General features: G+C 71.5%; 20 protein-coding genes and 1 pseudogene. 16 read left to right on the forward strand and 5 right to left on the reverse strand.

Annotated elements, in window-relative coordinates:
* Positions 1-142: pseudogene (locus tag ACTWQI_RS29090) on the forward strand (ABC transporter ATP-binding protein); the annotation flags it as partial.
* A gap of 73 nt (positions 143-215) precedes the next feature.
* Here ACTWQI_RS29090 and ACTWQI_RS29095 read toward each other — a convergent pair.
* Positions 216-2,414: an MMPL family transporter gene (locus tag ACTWQI_RS29095; protein WP_443274981.1), complete on the reverse strand. Its 2,199-nt coding sequence runs from the start codon at positions 2,412-2,414 to the stop codon at positions 216-218.
* Between the two features lie 82 nt (positions 2,415-2,496).
* Here ACTWQI_RS29095 and ACTWQI_RS29100 point away from each other — a divergent pair, with 82 nt between their 5' ends.
* The 10 genes from ACTWQI_RS29100 (at position 2,497) to ACTWQI_RS29145 (ending at position 15,318) form a co-directional block, all read left to right on the forward strand.
* A complete protein-coding gene (locus tag ACTWQI_RS29100) occupies positions 2,497-3,162 on the forward strand; it encodes a TetR/AcrR family transcriptional regulator (protein ID WP_443274983.1) in 666 nt (221 codons plus the stop codon).
* A gap of 193 nt (positions 3,163-3,355) precedes the next feature.
* Entirely contained in the window at positions 3,356-4,282 is a 927-nt protein-coding gene (gene hpnC, locus ACTWQI_RS29105; RefSeq protein WP_443274985.1) for a squalene synthase HpnC, read from the forward strand.
* Complete coding sequence (hpnD, locus tag ACTWQI_RS29110; protein WP_443274987.1) at positions 4,279-5,241, forward strand: presqualene diphosphate synthase HpnD; 963 nt, start codon at positions 4,279-4,281, stop codon at positions 5,239-5,241. Before hpnC ends, hpnD begins: the two co-directional genes overlap by 4 nt.
* 70 nt (positions 5,242-5,311) lie before the next feature.
* Complete coding sequence (gene hpnE / locus ACTWQI_RS29115) at positions 5,312-6,796, forward strand: hydroxysqualene dehydroxylase HpnE (protein ID WP_443274989.1); 1,485 nt, start codon at positions 5,312-5,314, stop codon at positions 6,794-6,796.
* A complete protein-coding gene (locus tag ACTWQI_RS29120; protein ID WP_443274991.1) occupies positions 6,793-7,932 on the forward strand; it encodes a polyprenyl synthetase family protein in 1,140 nt (379 codons plus the stop codon). Before hpnE ends, ACTWQI_RS29120 begins: the two co-directional genes overlap by 4 nt.
* A gap of 207 nt (positions 7,933-8,139) precedes the next feature.
* The gene (gene shc / locus ACTWQI_RS29125) at positions 8,140-10,143 is read left to right on the forward strand and encodes a squalene--hopene cyclase (RefSeq protein WP_443274992.1); all 2,004 of its coding nucleotides are present in this window, start codon (positions 8,140-8,142) and stop codon (positions 10,141-10,143) included.
* On the forward strand, positions 10,143-10,841 hold the full coding sequence (locus tag ACTWQI_RS29130; protein WP_443274994.1) for a phosphorylase family protein: 699 nt from the start codon (positions 10,143-10,145) through the stop codon (positions 10,839-10,841). Before shc ends, ACTWQI_RS29130 begins: the two co-directional genes overlap by 1 nt.
* Positions 10,842-10,846: 5 nt before the next feature.
* Positions 10,847-11,869 (forward strand): adenosyl-hopene transferase HpnH, encoded by a 1,023-nt coding sequence (gene hpnH, locus ACTWQI_RS29135; RefSeq protein WP_443274996.1) that lies wholly within the window; start codon positions 10,847-10,849, stop codon positions 11,867-11,869.
* A gap of 28 nt (positions 11,870-11,897) precedes the next feature.
* Positions 11,898-13,817, forward strand: coding sequence for a 1-deoxy-D-xylulose-5-phosphate synthase (gene dxs, locus ACTWQI_RS29140; RefSeq protein WP_443274998.1), 1,920 nt, complete (start codon positions 11,898-11,900; stop codon positions 13,815-13,817).
* A complete protein-coding gene (locus ACTWQI_RS29145; RefSeq protein WP_443275000.1) occupies positions 13,804-15,318 on the forward strand; it encodes an aspartate aminotransferase family protein in 1,515 nt (504 codons plus the stop codon). Before dxs ends, ACTWQI_RS29145 begins: the two co-directional genes overlap by 14 nt.
* A 22-nt stretch (positions 15,319-15,340) precedes the next feature.
* Here ACTWQI_RS29145 and ACTWQI_RS29150 read toward each other — a convergent pair whose 3' ends face one another.
* On the reverse strand, positions 15,341-15,598 hold the full coding sequence (locus tag ACTWQI_RS29150; protein ID WP_443275001.1) for a DUF397 domain-containing protein: 258 nt from the start codon (positions 15,596-15,598) through the stop codon (positions 15,341-15,343).
* 3 nt (positions 15,599-15,601) lie between these two features.
* On the reverse strand, positions 15,602-16,471 hold the full coding sequence (locus ACTWQI_RS29155) for a helix-turn-helix domain-containing protein (protein ID WP_443275003.1): 870 nt from the start codon (positions 16,469-16,471) through the stop codon (positions 15,602-15,604).
* A gap of 140 nt (positions 16,472-16,611) precedes the next feature.
* On the opposite strand from ACTWQI_RS29155, the gene ACTWQI_RS29160 reads away from it, so the two are divergent.
* Positions 16,612-17,097 carry an ATP-binding protein gene (locus ACTWQI_RS29160; protein WP_443275004.1) on the forward strand — a complete coding sequence of 162 codons (486 nt, stop codon included), beginning with the start codon at positions 16,612-16,614 and terminating at the stop codon, positions 17,095-17,097.
* A 35-nt stretch (positions 17,098-17,132) separates the two neighbouring features.
* Here ACTWQI_RS29160 and ACTWQI_RS29165 read toward each other — a convergent pair whose 3' ends face one another.
* Positions 17,133-17,924: an SGNH/GDSL hydrolase family protein gene (locus ACTWQI_RS29165; protein ID WP_443275005.1), complete on the reverse strand. Its 792-nt coding sequence runs from the start codon at positions 17,922-17,924 to the stop codon at positions 17,133-17,135.
* Positions 17,925-18,135: 211 nt separating this feature from the next.
* Here ACTWQI_RS29165 and ACTWQI_RS29170 point away from each other — a divergent pair, with 211 nt between their 5' ends.
* The 4 genes from ACTWQI_RS29170 to ACTWQI_RS29185 all read left to right on the forward strand — a co-directional run bounded on the left by ACTWQI_RS29170 (position 18,136) and on the right by ACTWQI_RS29185 (position 22,453).
* Positions 18,136-18,954, forward strand: a complete 819-nt coding sequence (locus ACTWQI_RS29170; RefSeq protein ID WP_443275007.1) for a tyrosine-protein phosphatase — start codon at positions 18,136-18,138, stop codon at positions 18,952-18,954.
* 179 nt (positions 18,955-19,133) lie between these two features.
* Entirely contained in the window at positions 19,134-19,751 is a 618-nt protein-coding gene (locus ACTWQI_RS29175; protein ID WP_443275008.1) for a TetR/AcrR family transcriptional regulator, read from the forward strand.
* Between the two features lie 224 nt (positions 19,752-19,975).
* Positions 19,976-20,938, forward strand: coding sequence for a carbon-nitrogen hydrolase family protein (locus tag ACTWQI_RS29180; protein WP_443275009.1), 963 nt, complete (start codon positions 19,976-19,978; stop codon positions 20,936-20,938).
* Positions 20,939-21,289: 351 nt separating this feature from the next.
* Positions 21,290-22,453 (forward strand): MBL fold metallo-hydrolase, encoded by a 1,164-nt coding sequence (locus tag ACTWQI_RS29185; protein WP_443275011.1) that lies wholly within the window; start codon positions 21,290-21,292, stop codon positions 22,451-22,453.
* Positions 22,454-22,472: 19 nt separating this feature from the next.
* Here ACTWQI_RS29185 and ACTWQI_RS29190 read toward each other — a convergent pair.
* A partial coding sequence (locus ACTWQI_RS29190; protein WP_443275013.1) for a beta-galactosidase domain 4-containing protein occupies positions 22,473-23,902 on the reverse strand: 1,430 nt, incomplete at its 5' end.

Raw genomic sequence — 23,902 nt, forward strand, 5'->3', positions numbered from 1 at the left:
GACGGTGGTCTTGGTCAGTCACAACAACAAGTCGATCCGGGACACCTGTGACCGGGTGCTGTGGCTGGAGAAGGGCGAGCTCGTCATGGACGGGCCCACCGACGAGGTCATCAAGGCCTACGAGAAGGAGACCGGCAGGTAGTCCGGGTCCCTCGCCAGCATGAGGAGGCCCCGCCGGTCCGGCGGGGCCTCCTCATGTACGACCCGGTTGTCCGTCAGACCCCCGCCTTCTCCCGAACCGGCTCCGGAGCCGTCCCCTCGGTGAGCCCCACCCGGGTGTGCAGCCGGTGCAGCGCCTTCGGCGCGTACCAGGCCGCTCTGCCGAGCAGCCGCATGGCCGCCGGGACGAGGATTCCGCGCACCGCGACCGCGTCGATGAGGATCGCCAGCCCGCTGCCGAGGCCGAACATCTGGATGAAGCTGACCTCGGCGGCGCCGAAGGCGAAGAAGCTCACCGCCAGCAGCCCGGCCGCCATGCTGACGATCCGCCCGGTGTGCGCCAGCCCGTCGGCGACCGCTCTCCCGTTGTCGGCTCCCGCGTCATGCAGCTCCTTGATCCGGCTGGTCACGAAGACCTCGTAGTCCATCGACAGGCCGAAGGCGATGCAGAACAGCAGCACGGTCATCGAGGTGTCCATCGGCTGCGGTGTGAAGCCGAGCAGCGACGACAGATGCCCGTCCTGGAAGATCCACACCATCACGCCGATGGCAGCCGTGAGACTGATCGCGTTGAGCAGCAGCGCGCGCAGCGGCTGCACCACGCTGCCCGTGAACAGGAACAGCAGCACGAACGTGGTGCCCGCGACCAGTGCGATGGCGGCGGGGAGCCGGTCGGCGATCGAGTCCTTGGCGTCGACCAGCCGTGCGTCGGTGCCGCCGACCAGCGCCTCGGTGCCCGCCGGGGCCGCCACGGCCCGGACGCTCTGCACCAGGTCCTCGGCCTGTTCGGACTTCGGGACGAGGTCGGTGACGACGCTGACGCGCTGGGCATCGGGCCGGCTGAGCGCGGCGTTCGCGGGCCCCGGCGGGATCTGCCGCCCTTCGGTGTACGTGCCGGTGCCCGCCTCGACGCGTATGACGCCGTCCAGCTGCGAGAGCTCGGTCGCGTACGAGCCCAGTTCGGCCCGGCCGACCGGGCCGGTCGTGACGATCTGCAGCGCCGACTCGTCGCTGCCCGCGAAGTCCTGCTGCACGGCGGCGGCGACCTGGCGGCTCTGCGCGCTTTCCGGCAGCACGCGTTCGTCCGGGGTGCCGAAGCCGACCCCGAGCAGCGGGCTCGCGGCCAGCAGCAACACGGCGAGCACCGGCAGGGCGGTCAGGGCCGGCCTGCGCATCACGGTGCGGGCGAGCCGTCCCCACAGCGGCGCCTCGGCGCTGCGCACGGTCTTCGCCCAGGGGAGGCGGCCCCGGTTGACCCGGTGGCCGAGCAGGGCGAGCAGGGCCGGGACGACGAGCAGGGCGCTCCCGGCGGCGACGGCGACCACGCCGATGCCGGCGTAGGCGAAGGAGCGCAGGAAGAACTGCGGAAAGACCAGCAGCGCGGCGAGTGCGGCAGCGACTGTGGCCGCCGAGAAGGTGATCGTCCGCCCGGCCGTCCGTACGGTGTGCCGCAGGGCGTCGGGGACGTCGGCGCCCTCCGCGAGGTGCTCGCGGAACCGGCTGACGAGCAGCAGGGCGTAATCGATGCCGAGGCCCAGGCCGAGCGCCGTCGTGAGGTTGATCGAGAACACCGAGACGCTGGTGAGGCCGCCGAGCACGGAGAGCTCGGCGAACGTGCCGACGATCGCGATCAGCCCGATGACCAGGGGCAGCAGAGCGGCGATGATGCTGCCGAAAGCGAGGGCGAGCAGTACGAGTATCAACGGCACGGCGATCGCCTCGGCCACCGCGAGGTCCTTGGCCACCTGGGCCGGGATCTCGTCCGAGACCGCGGCCGAGCCGCCCGCCCGCACGGTGAGGCCGCTCCGCTCGCCGGTGTATTCGTCGATGAGGCCCTCGGCGTGGTCCGCCCGCTCGGTGTCATCGCCCTTGACGTGAGCCAGCACCAGGGCCGCGTCGCCGGCCTCGGATCTGAGGGTGGCGGCGCCGCCGTCCCAGTACGAGATCACGTTCGAGACGGTCGGCTCCTCCTTGAGGTCCGCAGTGAGGGTGCGGCCGGCGCGCTCGGCGGCGGGTGAGTCGAGGCCGCCCTCGTCCGGCCGGACCAGCAGCACCAGATTGGTCTCGCCGCCGAATCTCTTGTCGATCAGCTTCTCGGCCCGGCTGGACGGGGCCCCGGGATCCTCGAAGCCGCCGCCGAGCAGCTTGCCGAAGGCACCGAAGCCGAGGGCCGCCATGGCGATGAGCGCGATGAGGCCGAGAGCCAGTACGAGCCGGGCCCGCCGCAGGGCCAGCTCCGCGATCCGGTCGAACATGGATTCCTCCCGAATGTTTATAGCGTTAACATGGAAGGTTGCAGAGAATGTTAATGCTGTCAACATCGGGCAGGATGGGGTCATGGGTTCGATCAAGAGCGGCAAGTCCCGCTACCACCACGGCGACCTTCGCAACGCGCTGATCGAAGCCGCGGTCGGGCTGGCGACCGACGGCGGCCCCGAGCGTGTCGTGCTGCGCGAGGCGGCGCGCCGGGTCGGGGTGTCGCCCACTGCCGCCTACCGGCACTTCACCGGTCACGGGGACCTGCTGTACGAGGTCAAGGTCCGCGGCCAGCAGGCGCTCGCCGCTTCCATGGCCGCGGCCGTGCACGACCTGCCGCGCCCCGACGGGCCGGAGGATCCGGGGGACGAGGCCGCACGGCGCACCGCGGCGATCGGGCTGGGGTACGTCCGGTTCGCCGTCGACAACCCCGGGCTCTACCGGGTCGCCTTCTGCCGCACCGATCCGGTGGAGGGGGATGACCGGGGTTTCACCGGTCTCACGGCGCCCGCCGACGGCCCGGAGTTCAGTGCGTTCCGCCTGCTCACCGAGACCCTGGACGGGCTCGAGGCAGCGGGGCGGATACGACCGGAGAACCGCCCTGCGGCCGAAGTGGCCGCCTGGTCGGCGGTGCACGGCCTGTCCCTGCTCATCCTGGACGGGCCGCTCGCCCGGCTGTCCGCCGAGGAGCGTGACGCCGTCGTGGAGCGCACCCTCACCACCGTCGTCGCAGGTCTCACCGCCTAGGGCGGGCGGCGTGTCCGAAATAGGATGTTCTGGCCCGGCAGTGTAGAACGGGAGATGTGACGGCCATGGCTACGCGTAATCTCCGGCTCCGAGGCACGTCCGCCGTCCCCCTCCCGACACAGCGGAAGCGGCAGGAGAGCGTTCCGCCGGGCAGGCCGCGGTGACGGCCGAGATGTCACGGGCGCGCGGCGCCATGCCCCGAAGGACGGCGGCGCCGTCGCACGGCGGGGGAGTTCGGGAGCACACGCGCGCCGTACTCGACAAGGCGGCGCGGGAGAACTTCCCCGTGGCTCCTTTCTTTCTGCCCCGGATCTGGCGCCACGACCTCATGGCCGTCTACGGCTACGCCCGCCTCGTCGACGACATCGGCGACGGCGACCTCGCCCCCGGCGGTACCGATGCCGCCCTCCTCGGCCTCCCCCGAGAGCTGGCCGCCGACCGGCTCGCCCTCCTCGACGTCTTCGAGGCCGACCTGCGCAGGGTCTTCGACACCGCGGGGGAGGGCCCCCGCCACCCGCTGCTGCGCGCCCTCCGGCCGACCGTACGCCGCTGCCGCCTCACACCCGAGCCGTTCCTCGGTCTGATCGAGGCGAACCGTCAGGACCAGCGGGTAGGCCGGTACGCCACCTTCGACGCGCTCCGCGCCTACTGCGAGCTGTCCGCCAACCCCGTCGGCCGGCTCGTCCTCGCCATCACCGGCACCACCACCCCCGAGCGCGTGCGCCGCTCCGACGCCATCTGCACCGCCCTGCAGATCGTCGAGCACCTCCAGGACGTCGCCGAGGACCTCGGCCGCGACCGCATCTACCTCCCCGCCCAGGACATGCGGCGGTTCGGCGTCGACGAGACCGATCTCGCCGCCGCCCATGGGGGCGCACAGGTGCGCGCCCTGGTTGCGTACGAGGTCGAACGCGCCCATCAGCTGCTGAATGAGGGTGCCCCGCTGGTGGGTAGCGTCCACGGCAGGCTCCGACTGCTGCTCGCCGGATTCGTGGCGGGCGGGCGCGCCGCCCTGAGAGCGATCGCCGCAGCAGACCACGACGTACTCCCCGGACCGCCCAAGCCCACCAAGCTCGCCCTCGTGCGCGAGGTGGGGGCGACACTGCGAAGAGAGGGGTGAGCCGGACCGTGGACGGATCCGAACACACCTCCGCGCCGGTACTCGCCGCGTACAGCTACTGCGAGGCGGTGACCGGACAGCAGGCCCGCAACTTCGCCTACGGCATCCGGCTGTTGCCGACCGAGAAGCGGCACGCCATGTCGGCGCTGTACGCCTTCGCGCGCCGCATCGACGACATCGGCGACGGGGACCTGGCCGCCGAGGCCAAGCGTGCCCGGCTCGACCAGACCCGTGCCCTGCTCACCCGCATCCGCACCGCGTCGATCGACCCCGATGACACCGACCCCGTCGCCGTCGCGCTCACGCACGCCGCACAGCGCTTCCCGATTCCGCTCGCAGCCCTCGACGAACTCATCGACGGCGTGCTGATGGACGTGCGTGGCGAGACGTACGAGACCTGGGACGACCTCAAGATGTACTGCCGGTGCGTCGCAGGCACGATCGGCCGCCTGTCGCTGGGCGTGTTCGGCACGGTGAACGTCCCCGGCGCCGGCGTGCAGGAGGTGGAGCGCGCCCCCGAGTACGCCGATACGCTCGGCCTCGCCCTCCAACTCACCAACATCCTCCGGGACATCCGGGAGGACGCCCAGGGCGGTCGCACGTACCTCCCCGCCGACGACCTCGCCAAGTTCGGCTGTTCCGCAGGCTTCCGCGGCGCCCGGCCGCCCCAAGGCTCCGACTTCACCGGGCTCGTCCAGTTCGAAGTCCGGCGCGCCCGCGCTCTGTTCGCCTCGGGCTTCCGGCTGCTGCCGCTGCTCGACCGGCGCAGCGGGGCCTGCGTCGCCGCCATGGCCGGCATCTACCGGCGGCTTCTGGAGCGCATCTCCAGGGATCCCGAAGCCGTGCTGCGCGGCCGCGTCTCCCTCCCCGGGGGCGAGAAGGCGTACGTCGCGGTGCGCGGCCTGTCGGGCCTGGACGCCCGGCACGTCTCCCGGCGGACGCTCCGGAGGCGGGTCTGATGCTCATGCGACTGCTCATGCGACGCAGCCGCGCGGTCACGCCGACCCACACCGGCGCGGGGGAGGGCCCATGATCCGTGGGGACGGCGTGCGGCCCGCGGGCCACGGGTCCGCAGTAGCGGACGGCCGCTCCCCAGGGGCGGCCGTGGTCATCGGTGGCGGAATCGCCGGAATCACCGCCGCGCTCACCCTCGCGGACGCCGGCCTCGGCGTGACCCTGCTCGAGGGCCGCCCCCGACTGGGCGGCCTCGCCTTCTCCTTCCGCCGCCGGGGACCGGCCGGGGAGCTCACCGTCGACAACGGCCAGCACGTCTATCTGCGCTGCTGCGCCGCCTACCGCTGGTTCCTCGACCGCATCGGTGCCGGCCCCCTGGCGCCCCTGCAGGAGCGGCTGGACGTGCCCGTCCTCGACGTCGGCTCCCGGAAGGGCCGCCGGCTCGGCCACCTCCGCCGCAGCGCCCTGCCCGTACCCCTGCACCTCGCCGGCAGCCTCGCCCGCTACCCCCACCTCTCCCTCGCCGAGCGCGCCAAGGCGGCCCGCGCGGCACTGGCCCTCAAGGGCCTGGACCCGGCCGATCCGGCCCTGGACGGCACCGACTTCGCCACCTGGCTGCACCGGCAGGGCCAGTCCCCGCGCGCGGTCGAAGCCCTCTGGGACCTCGTCGGCGTCGCCACCCTCAACGCCCGTGCAGGACAGGCCTCCCTGGGGCTCGCCGCGATGGTCTTCAGGACCGGGCTGCTCTCCGAGCCCGGCGCCGCCGACATCGGCTGGTCGCACGTGCCGCTCGGCGACCTCCACGACACGCGCGTCCGGGCCGCCCTGGACCAGGCCGGCGTACGGACGCTGGTGCGGGCCCGCGTCCGGTCCGTGGACCGGACGGCCGACGGAGGCTGGCGGGTTCGCGTCACGCGTGGCACCCACGCCACCGAATCGCTGGACGCGGGCACCGTTGTCCTCGCCGTACCCCAGCGCGAGACCCATGCGCTGCTTCCCGCCGGCGCCCTCGAAGATCCCGGCCGGCTCCTGGACATCGGCACGGCGCCCATCCTCAACGTCCATGTCGTCTACGACCGTCACGTGCTGCGCCGCCCGTTCTTCGCGGCGCTGGGCACCCCCGTCCAATGGGTTTTCGACCGTACGGCCCCCTCCGGCCTCAGCGGCGGCGGCCAGTACCTGGCCCTCTCCCAGTCCGCGGCGCACAACGAGATCGACGCGCCCCTGTCCACGCTGCGCCAGCGCTATCTTCCCGAACTCGAGCGACTCCTGCCCGCCGCCCGGGGCGCGCAGGTGAGAGACTTCTTCGTCACCCGGGAGCGCACGGCGACGTTCGCCCCGGCACCGGGCGTCGGACGGCTCCGCCCAGGGGCTCGTACCCGCGCACCCGGCCTCTACCTGGCCGGCGCGTGGACCGACACAGGCTGGCCCGCGACCATGGAGGGCGCCGTCCGCAGCGGGATCACCGCCGCGGGCGCGGCACTCGCCGAGCTCGGCCGCCCGCACCGCGACCCTCCTCCCGCCTTCCGGCGGGGGGACCCCCAGCAGGAGGCGGCATGACTGCGCTGACACAGGGGACCGGGGCACAGCCCCGTACCCCACGCACTACAGGACACAGAGGAGAGACCGTGTCTTCGGACAACTCGGCGAACCCGGCCATCGACCATGCAGGCGTCGCCGCGCTGCTGGAGCGCGGACGGACCCTTGCCACGCCGGTGCTCCGTGCCGCCGTGGACCGGCTTGCGCAGCCGATGGACACCGTCGCCGCCTACCACTTTGGCTGGATCGACGCGGAGGGCCGGCCCTCCGCCGCAGGCGGCGGCAAGGCCGTACGTCCCGCGCTCGCCCTGCTGTCCGCGGAGGCCGCCGGCGCACCGCCCGAGGTCGGCATCCCAGGCGCGGTCGCAGTAGAGCTGGTGCACAACTTCTCGCTGCTGCACGACGACCTGATGGACGGAGACGAGCAGCGCCGCCACCGCGACACCGTCTGGAAGGTGCACGGCCCCGCCCAGGCCATCCTCGTCGGCGACGCCCTCTTCGCCCTCGCCAACGAGATCCTGCTCGAACTCGGCACCGTCGACGCGGGCCGCGCGACCCGGCGGTTGACCACGGCCAGCCGCAAACTCATCGACGGCCAGGCCCAGGACATCTCCTACGAGCACCGCGAGCGGGTCACCGTCGAGGAGTGCCTGGAGATGGAGGGCAACAAGACCGGTGCCCTGATCGCCTGCGCCTGCTCCATCGGCGCGGTGCTCGGCGGCGCCGACGATCGGCTGGCCGACGCCCTCGAGGCGTACGGCTACCACCTCGGCCTCGCCTTCCAGGCCGTCGACGACCTGCTCGGCATCTGGGGAGACCCGGAGGCCACCGGCAAGCAGACCTGGAGCGACCTGCGGCAGCGCAAGAAGTCCCTGCCGGTCGTGGCCGCCCTCGCCGCGGGCGGCTCGGCGTCGGAGCGACTCGCCGAACTCCTCGCCGCGGACGCCAAGAGCCACGACCTCTCCACCTTCGACGAGCACGCCTTCGCCACCCGGGCGGCGCTCATCGAGGAGGCCGGCGGACGCGACTGGACCTCCCACGAGGCCCGGCGCCAGCACGCCACCGCCATGGAGGCGCTCGACCGGGTGGAGATCCCCGGACGCGTCCGGGAGCAGCTGATCGCGGTCGCCGACTTCGTGGTCGTACGCCAGAGATGACACCCCACCGGCGCATATAGCTCGCCGTCGCCGGCCGGTCGCCCGCCTCCTTCGCCACGGGGATCCCGGGCGCCGGCCGACGGCAGTCCCCAAGGCCTTCGGCCAGGTGGGGCCACCCTGGTGCAGCTCCCGGACTTAAGTACCCGGGGAGAAGCCAGGGAAGTGCCCCCACCAGCACAGCAGGACTCACTGCACGAAGGGGAAGCCATGACAGCGACGACCGACGGAAGTTCGGGTGCCCTACCACCCCGGGCACCCTCGACCACCGAACCGCCCGCACCGGTCCGCGAGCCCGCCGGCCCACCGGACATCCGGGCCGCCGCCGAGCGTGCGGCAGACCGCGCCGTCCGGAACCTGCTCGACCGCCAGGACGCCGACGGCTGGTGGAAGGGCGACCTCGAGACCAACGTCACCATGGACGCCGAGGACCTGCTGCTCCGTCAGTTCCTCGGCATCCGGGACGAGAGGACCACCGAGGCCGCCGCCCGCTTCATCCGCTCCCAGCAGCGCGCGGACGGCCCGTGGGCCACCTTCCACCAAGGCCCCGGCGAACTCTCCGCCACCGTCGAGGCGTACGTCGCCCTGCGCCTCGCGGGAGACGCACCCGACGCGCCCCATATGGCCGCCGCCTCCGCCTGGGTACGTGAGAACGGCGGCATCGCCGCAGCGCGCGTCTTCACCCGCATCTGGCTCGCGCTCTTCGGCTGGTGGAAGTGGGACGACCTCCCCGAGCTGCCGCCCGAGCTGATCTACCTGCCGACATGGTTTCCGCTCAACATCTACGCCTTCGGCTGCTGGGCGCGGCAGACCATCGTGCCGCTCACCGTCGTCTCCGCCAAGCGGCCCGTACGCCCTGCGCCCTTCCCCCTCGACGAACTCCACACGAACCCGGCCCTACCCAATCCGCCCCGCCCCAAGGCCCCCGCCACCAGCTGGGACGGCTTCTTCCAGCGGCTCGACCGGGCTCTGCACGCCTACCACAAAGCGCCCGTGCGTCCGCTGCGCCGTACCGCGCTGAGGAGCTGCGCCCGCTGGATCGTCGAGCGGCAGGAGAGCGACGGCTGCTGGGGCGGCATCCAGCCGCCCGCCGTCTACTCGATCATCGCCCTGCATCTGCTCGGCTACGACCTCCAGCACCCCGTGCTCCGCGCGGGCCTCGCCTCACTCGACCGATTCGCCGTCTGGCGCGAAGACGGCAGCCGCATGATCGAGGCCTGCCAGTCACCGATCTGGGACACCTGCCTGGCCACCATCGCGCTGGCCGACGCGGGCCTGCCCGCGGACCACCCCGCGCTCGTCAAGGCCGCGGACTGGATGCTCGGCGAGCAGGTCGTACGGCGCGGCGACTGGTCCGTACGCAGGCCCCGACTCTCCCCGGGCGGCTGGGCGTTCGAGTTCCACAACGACACCTACCCCGACACCGACGACACCGCCGAGGTCGTCCTCGCGCTCCACCGGCTACGCCACCCCGACCCGGCCAGGGTCGACTCCGCCGTCCGGCGCGCCGTCCAGTGGAACCTCGGCATGCAGTCGAAGAACGGGGCATGGGGCGCCTTCGACGTCGACAACACCAGCCCTCTGCCCAACCGGCTGCCGTTCTGCGACTTCGGCGAGGTCATCGACCCGCCCTCCGCCGATGTCACCGCACACGTCGTGGAGATGCTCGCGGCCGACGGCAGGGCGCACGACCCGCGAACGCGCCGCGCCATCGCCTGGCTCCTCGCCGAACAGGAGCCCAACGGATCCTGGTTCGGCCGATGGGGCACCAACTACGTCTACGGCACCGGCTCGGTGGTCCCGGCGCTCACCGCCGCCGGCGTGCCCGCCTCGCACCCCGCGATCCGCCACGCCGTCGCCTGGCTGGAGAACGTCCAGAATGACGACGGCGGTTGGGGTGAGGATCAGCGGTCCTACCGCGACCCGCAGTGGGCCGGCCGCGGTGCGTCGACGGCCTCGCAGACTGGGTGGGCGCTGCTCGCCCTGCTGGCGGCGGGGGAGCGGGACGGCGAGGCCGTGACGCGCGGGATCAGCTGGCTCGCCGAAACCCAGCGGGCGGACGGCACCTGGGACGAGCCGTACTTCACCGGCACCGGCTTTCCCTGGGACTTCTCCATCAATTACCACCTCTACCGGCAGGTCTTCCCGCTCACCGCACTCGGCCGCTTTCTGCACGGCGAGCCGGCCTTGCCCATCGATCCGCAGGGGGCCTGATGGCCCAGGCCCCCGGAGCGGCACCGCTGCTGATCGCCTGTGGGCTCGGCATCGAACGGCTCGCCCTGCGCAGCGGCGACCACAGCGGTGCCCCCGGGACCGTCACCGTGCTGCGTACCGGGATGGGGCCCCAGGCCGCGGGCCGGGCCATCACCCGTGCGCTGCGGGACGACCCGGCGGCCCAGGACGCCGCCGTCATCGCCACCGGCTTCTGCGCGGGACTCCGTCCCGGGATGCACCCCGGGGACCTGGTCGTCGCCGACGAGACACGCGACCCCGGCGGTCACACCGCCTGCACCGGTACGGACGTGCTGGCCACGGCGCTCGCCCGGCTGCTGCGCGGCGACCGGCCCGCGTGGACCATCCGCACCACCACCATCCACACCGGCCCGCTCACCGGCTCCGACCACGTCGTACGGGGCGGGGAGCGGGCCGCGCTCCGAGCCACCGGCGCCATCGCGGTCGACATGGAGTCCGCCGTGACGCTGCGCACCGCCATGGACATTCCGCTGAACGGGGCCCGGAGGACGGCCCGACCACGCCCGGTTGCGGCCGTACGGGTGGTCGTGGACGCTCCTGAGCATGAGCTCGTCCGCATCGGGACGCTGCGCGGTGGAATATCAGCTTTCCGTGTACTGCGCGCTGTCCTGCCGGCTTTCTTCGAATGGCACCGTTCTCTGCTGCTCCCCAGGAGGTGAGTTAGATGGCCATGCCGCTCCGTCAGACCATCCGGGTCGGAACGTATCTCCTCGAACAGAAACTCCGGCGGCGAGAGAAATTCCCGCTGATCGTCGAGCTCGAGCCGCTCTACGCCTGCAATCTGAAGTGCGAGGGCTGCGGAAAGATCCAGCACCCGGCCGGGGTGCTCAAACAGCGCATGCCGGTCGCCCAGGCGGTCGGCGCCGTGCTGGAGTCCGGCGCACCCATGGTCTCCATCGCGGGCGGCGAGCCCCTGATGCACCCCCAGATCGGCGAGATCGCACGCCAGCTGGTGGCCCGTCGGAAGTACGTCTTCCTGTGCACCAATGCCCTGCTGCTGCGCAAGAAGATCGGCGAATTCAGGCCGTCCCCGTACTTCGCCTTCGCGGTGCACATCGACGGCCTGCGCGAGCGCCATGACGAGTCCGTGGCCAAGGAGGGCGTCTTCGACGAGGCGGTGGCGGCGATCAGGGAGGCCAAGCGGCGCGGATTCCGGGTCACCACCAATTCGACCTTCTTCAATACCGATACCCCGCAGACGGTCGTCGAGGTGCTCAACTACCTCAACGACGACCTGCGCGTCGACCAGATGATGATCTCGCCCGCCTATGCCTACGAGAAGGCGCCCGACCAGGAGCACTTCCTGGGTGTGGAGCAGACCAGAGAGCTTTTCAAGAAGTCCTTCGCGAGCGGTAACCGGCGCCGCTGGCGGCTCAATCACAGCCCGCTGTTCCTCGACTTCCTGGAGGGCAGGGCGGACTTCCCGTGCACCGCCTGGGCGATCCCGAATTACTCGCTCTTCGGCTGGCAGCGCCCCTGTTATCTGATGGCGGACGGGTATGTGCCCACCTACCGGCAGCTCATCGAGGAGACCGACTGGGAGGCGTACGGCCGCGGCAAGGACCCGCGGTGTGCGAACTGCATGGCGCACTGTGGTTACGAGCCGACGGCAGTGCTCGCCACCATGAGCTCCCTGAAGGAGTCTCTACGGGCAGCACGCGACACCGTCACCGGAACGCGCAGGTGATGGGCGGACAACACAGAGGGGGCCCGACGTGTCATTGCTGGAGAACATCCGGGGGCCGCGCGATCTGAAAGCGCTGCCCGAAGAGCTCCTCGACGAACTGGCCGAGGACATCCGCCAGTTCCTGATCCGCGCCGTGTCCAGGACCGGCGGTCATCTCGGGCCGAATCTGGGCGTTGTCGAGCTGACCATCGCGCTGCACCGTGTCTTCGACTCGCCGGCCGACCGGATTCTCTTCGACACCGGCCATCAGAGTTATGTCCACAAGCTGCTCACCGGTCGTCAGGACTTCTCCAAGCTCCGTGCCAAGGGAGGTCTGTCGGGCTATCCGTCGCGGGCCGAGTCCGAGCACGATGTGATCGAGAACAGTCATGCCTCGACGGTGCTGGGTTGGGCCGACGGTCTGGCCAAGGCCAATCAGGTGTTGAAGAAGGACGACCATGTGGTCGCGGTCATCGGTGACGGTGCGTTGACCGGGGGTATGGCCTGGGAGGCGTTGAACAACATCGCCGCCGCGAAGGACCGGCCGCTGGTGATCGTGGTCAACGACAACGAGCGCTCCTACGCCCCCACTATCGGCGGGCTGGCGAACCACCTGGCCACCTTGCGTACCACCGACGGTTACGAGCGCTTCCTCGCCTGGGGCAAGGAGGTGCTGCAGCACACGCCTGTCGTCGGACAGCCGTTGTACGGGTCCCTGCACGGCGCCAAGAAGGGGCTGAAGGACTTCATCGCGCCGCAGGGCATGTTCGAGGATCTGGGGCTGAAGTACGTCGGCCCCATCGACGGCCACGACGTCGCCGCCGTCGAGTCCGCCCTTCGTCGGGCCAAGCGCTTCAGCGGCCCGGTCATCGTGCACTGCCTCACCGAGAAGGGCCGCGGCTACCAGCCCGCGGTCCAGGACGAAGCCGACCGTTTCCACACGGTCGCGGCCATGGACCCGCTCACCTGCGAGCCACTGGCCGCTCCCGGCGGCGCGTCGTGGACTGCAGTCTTCGGGGACGAGCTGCTGCGTATCGGGGCCGAGCGCCCCGATGTCGTGGCGATCACCGCGGCGATGCTGCACCCCGTGGGCCTGACGAAGTTCGCCGCCGCGTATCCCGACCGGGTGTGGGACGTGGGCATCGCCGAGCAGCACGGCGCCGTGTCGGCCGCGGGGCTGGCCACCGGCGGTCTGCACCCGGTCTTCGCCGTCTACGCCACCTTCCTCAACCGTGCGTTCGACCAGGTGCTGATGGACGTGGCCCTGCACGGGTGCGGGGTGACCTTCGTCCTGGACCGCGCCGGGGTCACCGGCACCGACGGCGCCTCGCACAACGGCATGTGGGACATGTCCATCCTCCAGGTCGTGCCCGGCCTGCGGATCGCCGCGCCGCGCGACGCCGACCAGCTCCGCGCCCAGCTGCGCGAGGCCGTCGACGTCGACGACGCCCCGACCGTCGTCCGTTACCCCAAGAGTGACGTCGGCGAGCCGGTTCCGGCCGTGGGGCGGATCGGCGGCATGGATGTGCTCCACCGGACCGGTGACGGTGCGGACTCCGACGTGCTGCTGATCTCCGTGGGCGCGCTCGCCCCGATCTGCCTCCCCGCGGCCGAGCTGCTGGCAGCCCGCGGCACCGGCTGCACGGTCGTCGACCCCCGGTGGGTGAAGCCCGTGGACCCCGTGCTCCCCGAACTCGCCGGCCGCCACCGCCTCGTGGCCGTCGTCGAGGACAACAGCCGGGCCGGCGGCGTCGGCACGGCCGTCTCCCAGGCGCTCCGCGACGCCGGCGTGGATCTGCCGGTCCGCACCTTCGGCATCCCGGAGCAGTTCCTCGCCCACGCCAAGCGGGGGGAGGTCCTGGCCGACATCGGACTCACCGCGGCCGAGATCGCCGGCCGGATCAGCGCCTCCCTCACCGGCGGGGAGGCCTCTCTCGTACAGAGGAGAACGGCGTATGACGTCCGCTGAGTCCGCTCGGCCGACAGAGTCCCGGCCAGCCGCCGAGCCCGGTTATCCGGGGGCTCCCTCAGACGCCGCCGCGTCCGGGGCGCCGTCCCGCGGCTCCGCGGAGTCCGACGCGCCCGGCGCGAAGGGCTTCGACCTCGGGACGCTGCTGGCCGAGCGCGGTGCGGAACGCTATGAGCTGCATGCCCGGTATCTCAATCACCAGATGCCGCGCATGCTGCACACCATCGGCTTCGACAAGTTCTACGAGCGGGCCGAGGGCGCGTACTTCTGGGATACGGAGGGCCAGGACTATCTCGACATGCTGGCGGGCTTCGGCGTGATGGGGCTGGGCCGGCACCACTCGGTCGTACGGAAGGCGCTGCACGACGTTCTCGACGCCGCACTGCCGGACCTCGTGCGCTTCGACTGCTCGCCGCTGCCCGGACTCCTCGCCGAGCGGCTGCTGGGTCACGCTCCGCACCTGGACCGGGTGTTCTTCGGGAACAGCGGCGCCGAGGCGGTGGAGACCGCACTCAAGTTTGCGCGGTACGCCACGCGGAAGCCGCGCGTCCTCTACTGCGCCCATGCGTTTCACGGACTGACCACCGGCTCGCTGTCCGTCAACGGCGAGGACTGCTTCCGTGCCGGGTTCGACCCGCTGCTGCCCGACACCGCCATCGGACTGGGCGATCTGGCCGCACTGGAAAGCGAGTTGCAGCGCGGTGACGTAGCGGCACTCATCGTGGAGCCGATCCAGGGAAAAGGGGTGCACGCGACGCCGCCCGGTTTCCTCCTCGCCGCCCAGCAGCTGCTGCACCGGTACAAGGCGCTGCTGATCGTCGACGAGGTGCAGACCGGCCTCGGCCGTACCGGTGACTTCTTCGCCTACCAGCACGAGGAGGGCGTCCAGCCGGACCTCGTCTGTGTGGCCAAGGCACTGTCCGGGGGATATGTGCCGGTCGGGGCGACCCTCGGGAAGGACTGGGTCTTCCGGCGCGTCCACTCCTCCATGGACCGGGTGCTGGTGCACTCGGCGAGCTTCGGCTCCAACGCCCAGGCCATGGCGGCCGGTCTCGCCACCCTCGCCGTGATGGAGAACGAGCAGATCGTGGCCAACGCCCGGCTCACGGGAGACCTGCTGCGCACCCGCCTCGCCGCGCTCGTGGACCGCTACGAGCTGCTGCACGACGTACGGGGCCGTGGCCTGATGATCGGCATCGAGTTCGGCAAGCCGAAGTCGCTGGGGCTGCGCAGCCGCTGGACCATGCTCCAGGCCGCCCGGAAGGGTCTGTTCGCGCAGATGGTGGTGGTGCCGCTGCTGCAGCGGCACCGGATCCTCACCCAGGTGTCGGGGGACCACCTCGAGGTCATCAAGCTGATCCCACCGCTGATCATCGGCGAGCGGGAGGTGGACCGCTTCGTCGGCGCCTTCACCGACGTCATGGACGACGCCCACAGCGGTGGCGGTCTGATCTGGGACTTCGGCCGTACGCTCGTCAAGCAGGCGGTCGCCGTCCGCTGACGTCCCGGCCCGGCCGGGCGCATCACGCTCGGCTCTCCGGCTGGTCGGGCAGCAGGAAGTCGGCCGCGCCGGCCTTCGCACCCCGGATGAACGTCTCGATCTCGTAGGGGGTGTATATCAGGGCGGGTCCATCGGGGTCGGTGGACTGGCGCAGCGCCACCCGGCCGTCGCTCAGCTTCATCGCTTCGAGGCAGCTTCCCCCGTTGCCGCCGCTCCACGGCTTGCGCCAGCCCTCGGTACCGAGATCCTTGGCCGGCATACCGTTGTAAATGCGACCCATGGTTCAGAGCTCCTTGCGAATGCCACCCAGATAGCTCTCGGTGGTGTCTGCCGGCGCAGCTTGCGCGCACATTCGGTCCAGGGCCTCCAGAAACGCCGAGACGTCGTCGCGCTGGTCGAGATAGACCCCGCCCACGAGGCTCTCCGTATAGGCGATGTCCGGCAGTTCCTCGATGGGGAACCGGAAGATGTGGAAGGGCCCGTACATGGCCGGGTGCGGGCCGTAGGCGAAGGGCATGACCTGGAGCCGGACGTTCGGCATCGCTGTGGCCTCGATCAGCCAGTCCACCTGCTGGCGCATGACGTTCGGACCGCCGATGGGCCGGCGCAGGACCGTCTCGTCGATGACCACCCAGAGCAGTGGTGCGTCGGGCTTGACGAGTACGGCCTGGCGCTCGGTGCGCACGGCGACGAGGCGTTCGATCTCGCTGTCCGGGGCATGGGGCATCCCGGCGCGCAGCACGGCCTGCGTGTACTGCTCGGTCTGCAGCAGACCGGGCACGTAGTGCGGTTCGTAGGCCCGGATCAGATTGGCCGAGCCCTCCAGGCTGACGAAGGCGCTGAACCACTCGGGCAGGACGTCCCGGAAGCGGTGCCACCAGCCGCGGCGATTGGCCTCGCGGGCCAGCGAGACGAAGTCCTCGATCTCGGCCGCGTCCGTGACGCCGTAGGTCCGCAGCAGCTTCTCGACGTACGGGAGCTTCAGGCCGACCTCGGCCTTCTCCATCCGGCGGATGGTGGCATGGGTGACGTCGAGGGCCCGTGCTGCATCCTCGAACGACAGCCCCGCATTCTCCCGGAGGTCGTGCAGACGCTTGCCCAGCACCACGCGCAGGACCGTCGGGGCGCCGCCGCCGGACCGCGTATCCGCCACTATCGCTCTCCCCCTCCAACGAGCCCTGGGCAACGGCAGTGTGACATGCCATCAACAGAGCGGACAGACTGTGCTTACGAGTTCTGCAATTTGCAGATTGAACCTTGCCATACGTCAGCCGTCGTGCGCATAGTTGCCGAGTGGCTTCCTTCCATGACGCGCTTCGATTAGCGGACGGTGGAGGTGTCGCCGTCGGCTGTCGGCGGGACGCCTTCCGGCTGCCTGCGCTGCGCGGCTCCGTCGCGGCGGCGCGACGGCTCGTCCTGGCGCGCCTGGGCGAGTGGAGGGTAGGCGGGGAAGGCTGCGACAGCGCCGAACTGGTGGTCTCGGAGCTTTTCACCAACGCCGTACGCCACACCGACAGCGAGGAGATCGCGTGCGAACTCCGGCTCGTGGGGGGCCGGTTGCGCCTCGAGGTCGCCGACGAAGGGTGTGCGGCGACAGAGCCACACCCGGGCTCCGGCGACCTCGACGGCGAAGGTGGACGCGGGCTGCTGCTGGTGGACGCGCTGTCGGAGACGTGGGGGGTCAGTCCGAACGGAAACGGCCGGGGGCACGTCGTCTGGGCGGAGTTGAAGGTTCAGCCTGTCCCCGCCGGGCGGGAGCCCTCGGCGGGGGCAGGCTGATGGCGTCCGTCAGACGGCATGCGTCCGTGCGCCCGTCAGAGGGGCAGCATGTTCGGTCGCTTGGGCTCGACGTGATCCCCGGACGACTCGCCGCGCAGCCGGCGTCCGATCCACGGCACCAGATGTTCGCGCGCCCACTGGATGTTGTCCCGGCGCACCTCGGCGGCCGGGCGCTCCGGCTCCGGCGGCCAGGGCTGGTCGGGGTCGGCCGGCACGGGCAGTCCGAGGACCTGGGCGGCCCGCAGGGCGACCCGGGTGTGTCCGTCGGGCGACAGATGCAGCCGGTCGGCGTCCCAGGCGCGCCGGTCCTGGACGGAGCGGAGGGACCACAGATCGAGCACCGGGCAGCCGTACCGGTCGGCGATGGCCCGCACATGCGCGGTGTAGGTGGCGATCTTCCCGCGGAGATGGCGCAGCACCGGCACGCCGCGGGTGTCGAATCCGGTGGTCACCATGACGATGCCGATCGAGCGCGTCAGGTCGGCGACCGCGGCCTCGAAGCGCTCGGCGACGTCGTCCGGGTCGCTGCCGGGCCTGAGGATGTCGTTGCCGCCTGCACAGAAGCTCACGAGGTCGGGGCCGAGTTCTTTGGCGCGCGGCACCTGTTCGGAGACGATACGGTCGAGCAGCCGGCCGCGGACGGCGAGATTGGCATAGCGGAAGTCGTGTTGGGGTCGTTGGTCGGAGAGGAGAACGGCGAGCCGGTCGGCCCAGCCGACGAACGCGCCGTCGGGCCCCGGGTCGCCGACACCCTCGGTGAAGCTGTCCCCCACCGCTGTGTACGACCCGATGGCGCCCCTGGTGATGGATGTCGAATCGTCTGCCACGTCAGCACATGATTCACCTCGCCTAGTGACTTACGCCACCGTAACCAGGGGTTGACGGGGGGTGATTTAAACCACCGGGTCACATTCGGGGACGCCCGGACAGCTCCCGTGCGCCCTCGACCGCGGATGATTGCGCCGTCAACTCTTGCCGTATCGTCGATATATCACTACGTCGGCAATTCGGGCCGACAGCCGATGCCGAGGAGCCGCCGTGACACAAACGCCGCAGGTCCCGCAGACCTCGCCGATCGAGCCCGAACTGTCGGGCGTTCGCAACTTCCGCGACGTCGGTGGACTGCCGACCTCCGACGGACGGCGCGTACGGCACGGCGTCCTGTACCGGAGCGGTCACCTCGCGAGCGCGACCCGGGAGGACGCCGCGATCCTCGCCTCGCTCGACCTCCACACCATCTTCGACTTCCGCAACTCCGCAGACGTGGCCCTCGAGGGCCCGGACGTCGCCCTGCCCGGCGTACGGCATGTGAACATCCCGCTCACCGACCCGGCGCACGGCGCGGAGTTCTGGAAGATGGTGCGCGACGGCCACGTCAGGCAGCTGCGCGCGGCCCTCGCCGACGGCCAGGGGGCGGACCGGATGACCGCCACCTACCGCAGCATCATCAGGACCCGCACCGCCGAGCACGGGCGGGTGCTGCGCGCGCTCGCCGACGACAGCATCCCGGCGCTCATGCACTGCGCGGCCGGCAAGGACCGCGCCGGGCTGTCCGTGGCCGTGACCCTGCTCGCGCTGGGGGTGGAGCGGGACGCCATCGAGGCCGACTACCTGGCCAGTAACGCCGCCCACCGGCGCTACCGGCTCCGGCGGAGCGACCCCTCGGACCCCGCGATGTCCGCAGAGGTGCAGGAGCTGCTCAGCCCGCTGTTCGACGCCCGTCCGGAGTACCTGGCGGAGGCCTTCCGCACCATCGAGGAGACCTGGGGAACGGTCGACGACTATGTCACGCATGGCCTCGACATCGGTCCCGAGCAGCGCGAACGCCTTCGTGAGCGGCTCCTCGACGCCGGCTAGCCCCGGCAGGCCGGATCGCCCCAGCCACACCGCGTACGCCCCTACCTCGGCGTCGGACCCGCGCACCTCCGGGCGAGGAGGGGGAGGCGAGGGCTCGTGGCGCGACTGCGCAAGGCGGCGGAGCCCTGCTGTGCGAACACCCTCCGAGACCGACCGGCCGCCCTGTGTAGGGTGACGCCGTGGCGAGAGTCCGATTGAGCGTAGAGGAACGGCGTGAGGAGCTGCTGCGCGCTGCCGTCGAACAGATCGAGGAGCGCGGGGTCGCCGCGCTGCGGATCGCCGACGTGGCGAACGCGCTCGGCGTGAGCAACGCTCTCGTGCTCTACCACTTCTCGACGAAGGAGAAGCTCGTCGCCGGGGCCTTCGCCCACGCAGCCGAATCCGACCTCGCGCGGCTGCGGGCACTGGTGGGTCGCGGCGGCAGCGCACTGCGCAGGCTGCGCGCGGCGGTGCGCTGGTACGCGCCGACCGGCCAGGCCAAAGGCTGGAAACTGTGGATCGAGGGCTGGGCCGCCGCGCTGCGCGAACCGGTGCTGCGCGAACTGACCCTGGACCTCGACCGGCAGTGGAAGTCGATGCTGGCCGCAGTGATCGCCGAAGGAGCGGAGGCGGGCGAGTACGCCTGTCCCGACCCGCAGGCCGCGGCCTGGCGGATCACCGCGCTCATGGACGGTCTCGCAGTCCAGCGGACCGCCTTCCCGGGCGCCCTCAGCCGCCGCCAGATGGAAGAGTGGGTGGACGACGCCCTCGCGCGCGAGCTGGGCCTGGACCGCTCCGAGCTGGTCGCGAGCCGCTGAGAGCCGGGGGGACGCACCGCGCCGCCGACCGGCGCGTGGGTCTTGCCCGGCCGATGTCACATCCGGGACCGCTCGATCCTTCACAGAGATGCAAGCGGCTCTTGTAGCGTGGCCGCATGCTTTGACGCCCGAACCGCGCCCCGAACCGAACCCGGGGTCCGCCACCGACTCCTCCGCGCGCCCATCCGTATGACGCCTCATCAGCCGCCGGAGGAGTTCTCATCGTGAGCACGTTGACCATCGCCCTGCTGCAGCTCGATCCACCCGGGCACGACCTTCAGACCAACCTGGTGCGGGGTGAAGCCGCTTGTCGCCGCGCCCAGGCCATGGGCGCGGACCTCGCCCTCTTTCCCGAGATGTGGAGCAACGGCTACAGCTCCTGCGTCCCGCCCGAGTTGGACGAGGCAGACGTTCACCGGCATCCGGACCTGTGGCACGGTGCCCGCCCCCTCGTGCTGCCGGACGGCCGGACCGTCTGGCGCGGCCGGGCGATCACCTCGGACTCGCCCTTCGTCATTCACTTCCGCCGGCTGGCGGCGGAGTTGGATATGGCGATCGCCCTCACCTACCTCGAGGCGTGGGACGGGCCGCCCCGCAACACCGTCTCGGTCATCGACCGCCAGGGCAGGATCGCCCTGACCCAGGCCAAGGTGCACCCCTGCGCCTTCGGTCTCCCCGAGGCCGCCCTGACCCCCGGCGAATCCTTCGAGGTGTGCACGCTGGACACCGCGGCCGGTGCGGTCGAGGTCGGCGCGATGATCTGCTACGACCGGGAGTTCCCGGAGAGCGCTCGTGCGCTGATGCTGGGCGGAGCGGAGGTCATCCTCACCCCGAACGCCTGTGAGCTGGAGATCAACCGGCTCGCCCAGTTCCGGGCCCGTGCCTTCGAGAACATGACCGGTGTGGCGTTGGCCAACTACGCCGGGCCCGGCATGGGGCACTCCATCGCCTTCGACGGCATCGCGTTCGCCGAGGGCGACTCCCGCGACATGTTGTTGGTGGCAGCGGGCGAGAGCGAGGGCGTGCACACGGCGGTCTTCGATCTGGACGCCCTGCGTGCCTACCGGCGCAGGGAGACCTGGGGGAACGCCTTCCGTCGCCCCGGCGCGTACCGCTCGCTGACGGCCACCGAGGTGCGTGAGCCATTCGTCCGGGTCACCGACGAAGGCCGGCGGCTGCCGCGCTGACCCGACCAACCCAAGGCCGGCGGCTCTCCGCCGTCTCCGCCAGGGAGGCGTCAGGGGGCCGCCGAGGGCCGCGTCAACGATGCGTCACCGTGGACCCGGGTTCGCGCGCCCCCGCCGAGGCGCAGCGCGAGCCCGGGCGTCGGATCGAGACGGCCCCGCAGACCGTGGTGGCTCGGCGAGTGCCACTCTCCGATCTCGACGATGATCTCGGTGGTTGCCGTGCTCCACGCCGTGACCAGGGCGGATGCCGTCGACGACCGGCGAGGTCATAGCGCGGCGCACATAATGGAGCGACCGGAGCCCGTTCCCCCGCGGGGCGGTGCTCCACGCCGTCATCGCTCTGGAGGTGCCGTGACCGGATCCAGCCCGCGACGCTCCCCACTCGCCCCGCTGCGCCCCGACTCCTTCGGCGCGGACCCGGCCGGAGAGCGGCTGGAGCGCATCCGGCGTTCGCCCAACTACGCGGACGGGGAGTTCCGCAACCCCGTTCCCACGCGCACCATGGTCCCCGGCGCCACCCTGCCCATACTGCGTACTCTGCTGAGCCGTGCCGACCGCGTCCGCCGGGCGCCGGTCAGGCCCGTACCGGTGCACCGGCCCAGCGTCGCCGACTGGGGCGAGCCGCCTGCGTCCGGGCTGCGGTTGACCTGGATGGGGCACTCCAGCGTGTTGGCCGAGATCGACGGGCACCGGGTGCTGTTCGACCCGGTCTGGGGCGAGCGCTGTTCGCCCTTCGCCTTCGCCGGGCCGCGGCGGCTGCACCCCGCGCCCGTACCGCTGGCCGAGCTGGCCCCGGTGGACGTGGTCGTGATCTCCCACGATCACTACGACCACCTCGACATGCCGTCGATCCGCGCACTCGCCCGTACGGGGACGCGGTTCGCCGTGCCTCTCGGCGTCGGCGCCGACCTCGAGCTCTGGGGCGTGGACCCGAAGCGGATCAGCGAGCTCGACTGGCACGAGTCGACGCGGGTCGGCGGGCTGACGCTGACCGCGACCCCGGCCCGGCACTTCTGCGGGCGCGGGCTGCGTGGCGGCCAGCGCACCCTCTGGGCATCCTGGGTGGTGGCCGGACCCGAGCACCGGATCTTCCACAGCGGCGACACCGGCTACTTCCCCGGCTTCGCGAAGATCGGAGAGGAGCACGGGCCGTTCGACGCAACCATGATCCAGATCGGTGCCTACAGCGAGTTCTGGCCGGAGATCCATATGACTCCGGAGGAAGGGCTGCTCGCCCACGCCGATCTGTCCGGGGGGACGCCGTACGGGACCCTGTTGCCCATCCACTGGGGGACGTTCAACCTCGCTCCCCACCCGTGGGCCGAGCCCGCCGAGCGGACGGTGGCGGCGGCGAACGTGGCCGCGGCGAAGATCGCCGTGCCCCGGCCGGGCATGCCGTTCGAGCCCGCCGCCGACCAGACCATCGACCCGTGGTGGCGGTCGGTGGCCCTGCCCCCGGCACACGGCTGGCCGAGCAGCACCGGAGCCACCACCGCCACCTCGCAGACCTCCTAGGCCGCCCGGACCTGACCTCCTAAGACCCGGTGGAGGGGGACACCACCGAGAAGGCGTACGAGAACGCAGCAGGCGCCGCGGCGAGTCGGTGCTCCGGCAGTACCCCGGGCCCGCACGACTGGCTGCCGATGCCGTGCTGTGCGTGATCCAGATTCACCCACACCGCGGAACCCGGCCTCAGATCCGTCGTGTGTGCGGCCGCGTCCAGCTCCTCGCTCGTCCACCGCCGGGCGGTGAACCAGAAGGCCGGCGAGCCCTCGATCCGCAGCCCGGTGCCGTCTTCGCGGCGGAGCTCGGCCCACCGTACGTCCGCCCGCGCGCCGTTCTCCTGCGGCCGGACGTACGGGGTCTGCAGCGCGTCAACCGGAAGGCGCCAGCGGCCGATCCGCGAGGCCGCACGCGTGTCCGGATACGCCTCTCCGGGGCCGCCGCCGTACCACTCGGCCAGCCCCAGGCTCGGGCCCACCCCCAGCCGCACGCCCAGCCGCGGCAGCGGACACGGCCAGTGGCCCTCGGGCACCACGGACACGCCGAGGCGCAGCGCCGTCCCGTCGGAGGTCCAGCGGAACGTGGTGTCCAGGCCCAGCTCGGTACCGGCCGCGGCCACCCGGGTACGGACCACCAGCCCGGCCGCCTCGGTGTCCACGGACATCACCCGCTGTCGGATCCGGTGCAGCCCGAGCGCCCTCCACACCGTCGCCCAGCGCTGGTCCGGCTGCCACGGCGCTCCCTCGTCGTTGTCCGTCGGGGCGCGCCACACGTCCAGCCGGGGCGCCACGACCTCGAACCCGCTGAGGTAGCGGAGGGCGCCGGTCACCGTGTCGAACGTGCCGGGGCCGAGGACCAGCAGATTGCCCTCGCCCCGGCGCGGGGCGGCGGACGGGCCGCCAGGCGGCGGCGCGGTGTGCGGGACGACCGGCAGCTGGGCCCAGGCAACTTCGTGCCCGGCCGCGGCCCAGTCGGTGTCCTCCGCCAGCACGGCCCGTACGGTCCACAGCGCCTCTCCCGCGCGCTCCTCGGCAGGCGGCCTGGGCAGCTTCAACTCTGCCGACTCGCCCGGGCCCAACGGTGGCACGGTCAGGTCCCCGTCCGCGGCCGACAGGCCCTCGACCTCGTAGGACCACTCGAAGGCGAGATGGGACAGGTCGGCGAAGTCGTAGCCGTTGGTGATCCGTACGGCGCCGGAGCTGCCGTCGTCCTCGATCCGGACGGGCTCGATGACCTTCTTGTACTCGATCAGGCCGGGGGAGGGCGTGCGGTCGGGGAAGAGGAGGCCGTCGCAGACGAAGTTGCCGTCGTGGAGCTCCTCGCCGAAGTCACCACCGTACGCGAACCACGGCTCACCGTCACCCGTGTGGCGGGCGATGCCGTGGTCGATCCACTCCCAGACGAAACCGCCCTGGCAGCGCTCGTACGTCGTGAACAGGCGCTGGTATTCGCTCAGGCCGC

This window comes from Streptomyces sp. KR80, from assembly GCF_052245555.1.
Lineage (GTDB): Bacteria > Actinomycetota > Actinomycetes > Streptomycetales > Streptomycetaceae > Streptomyces.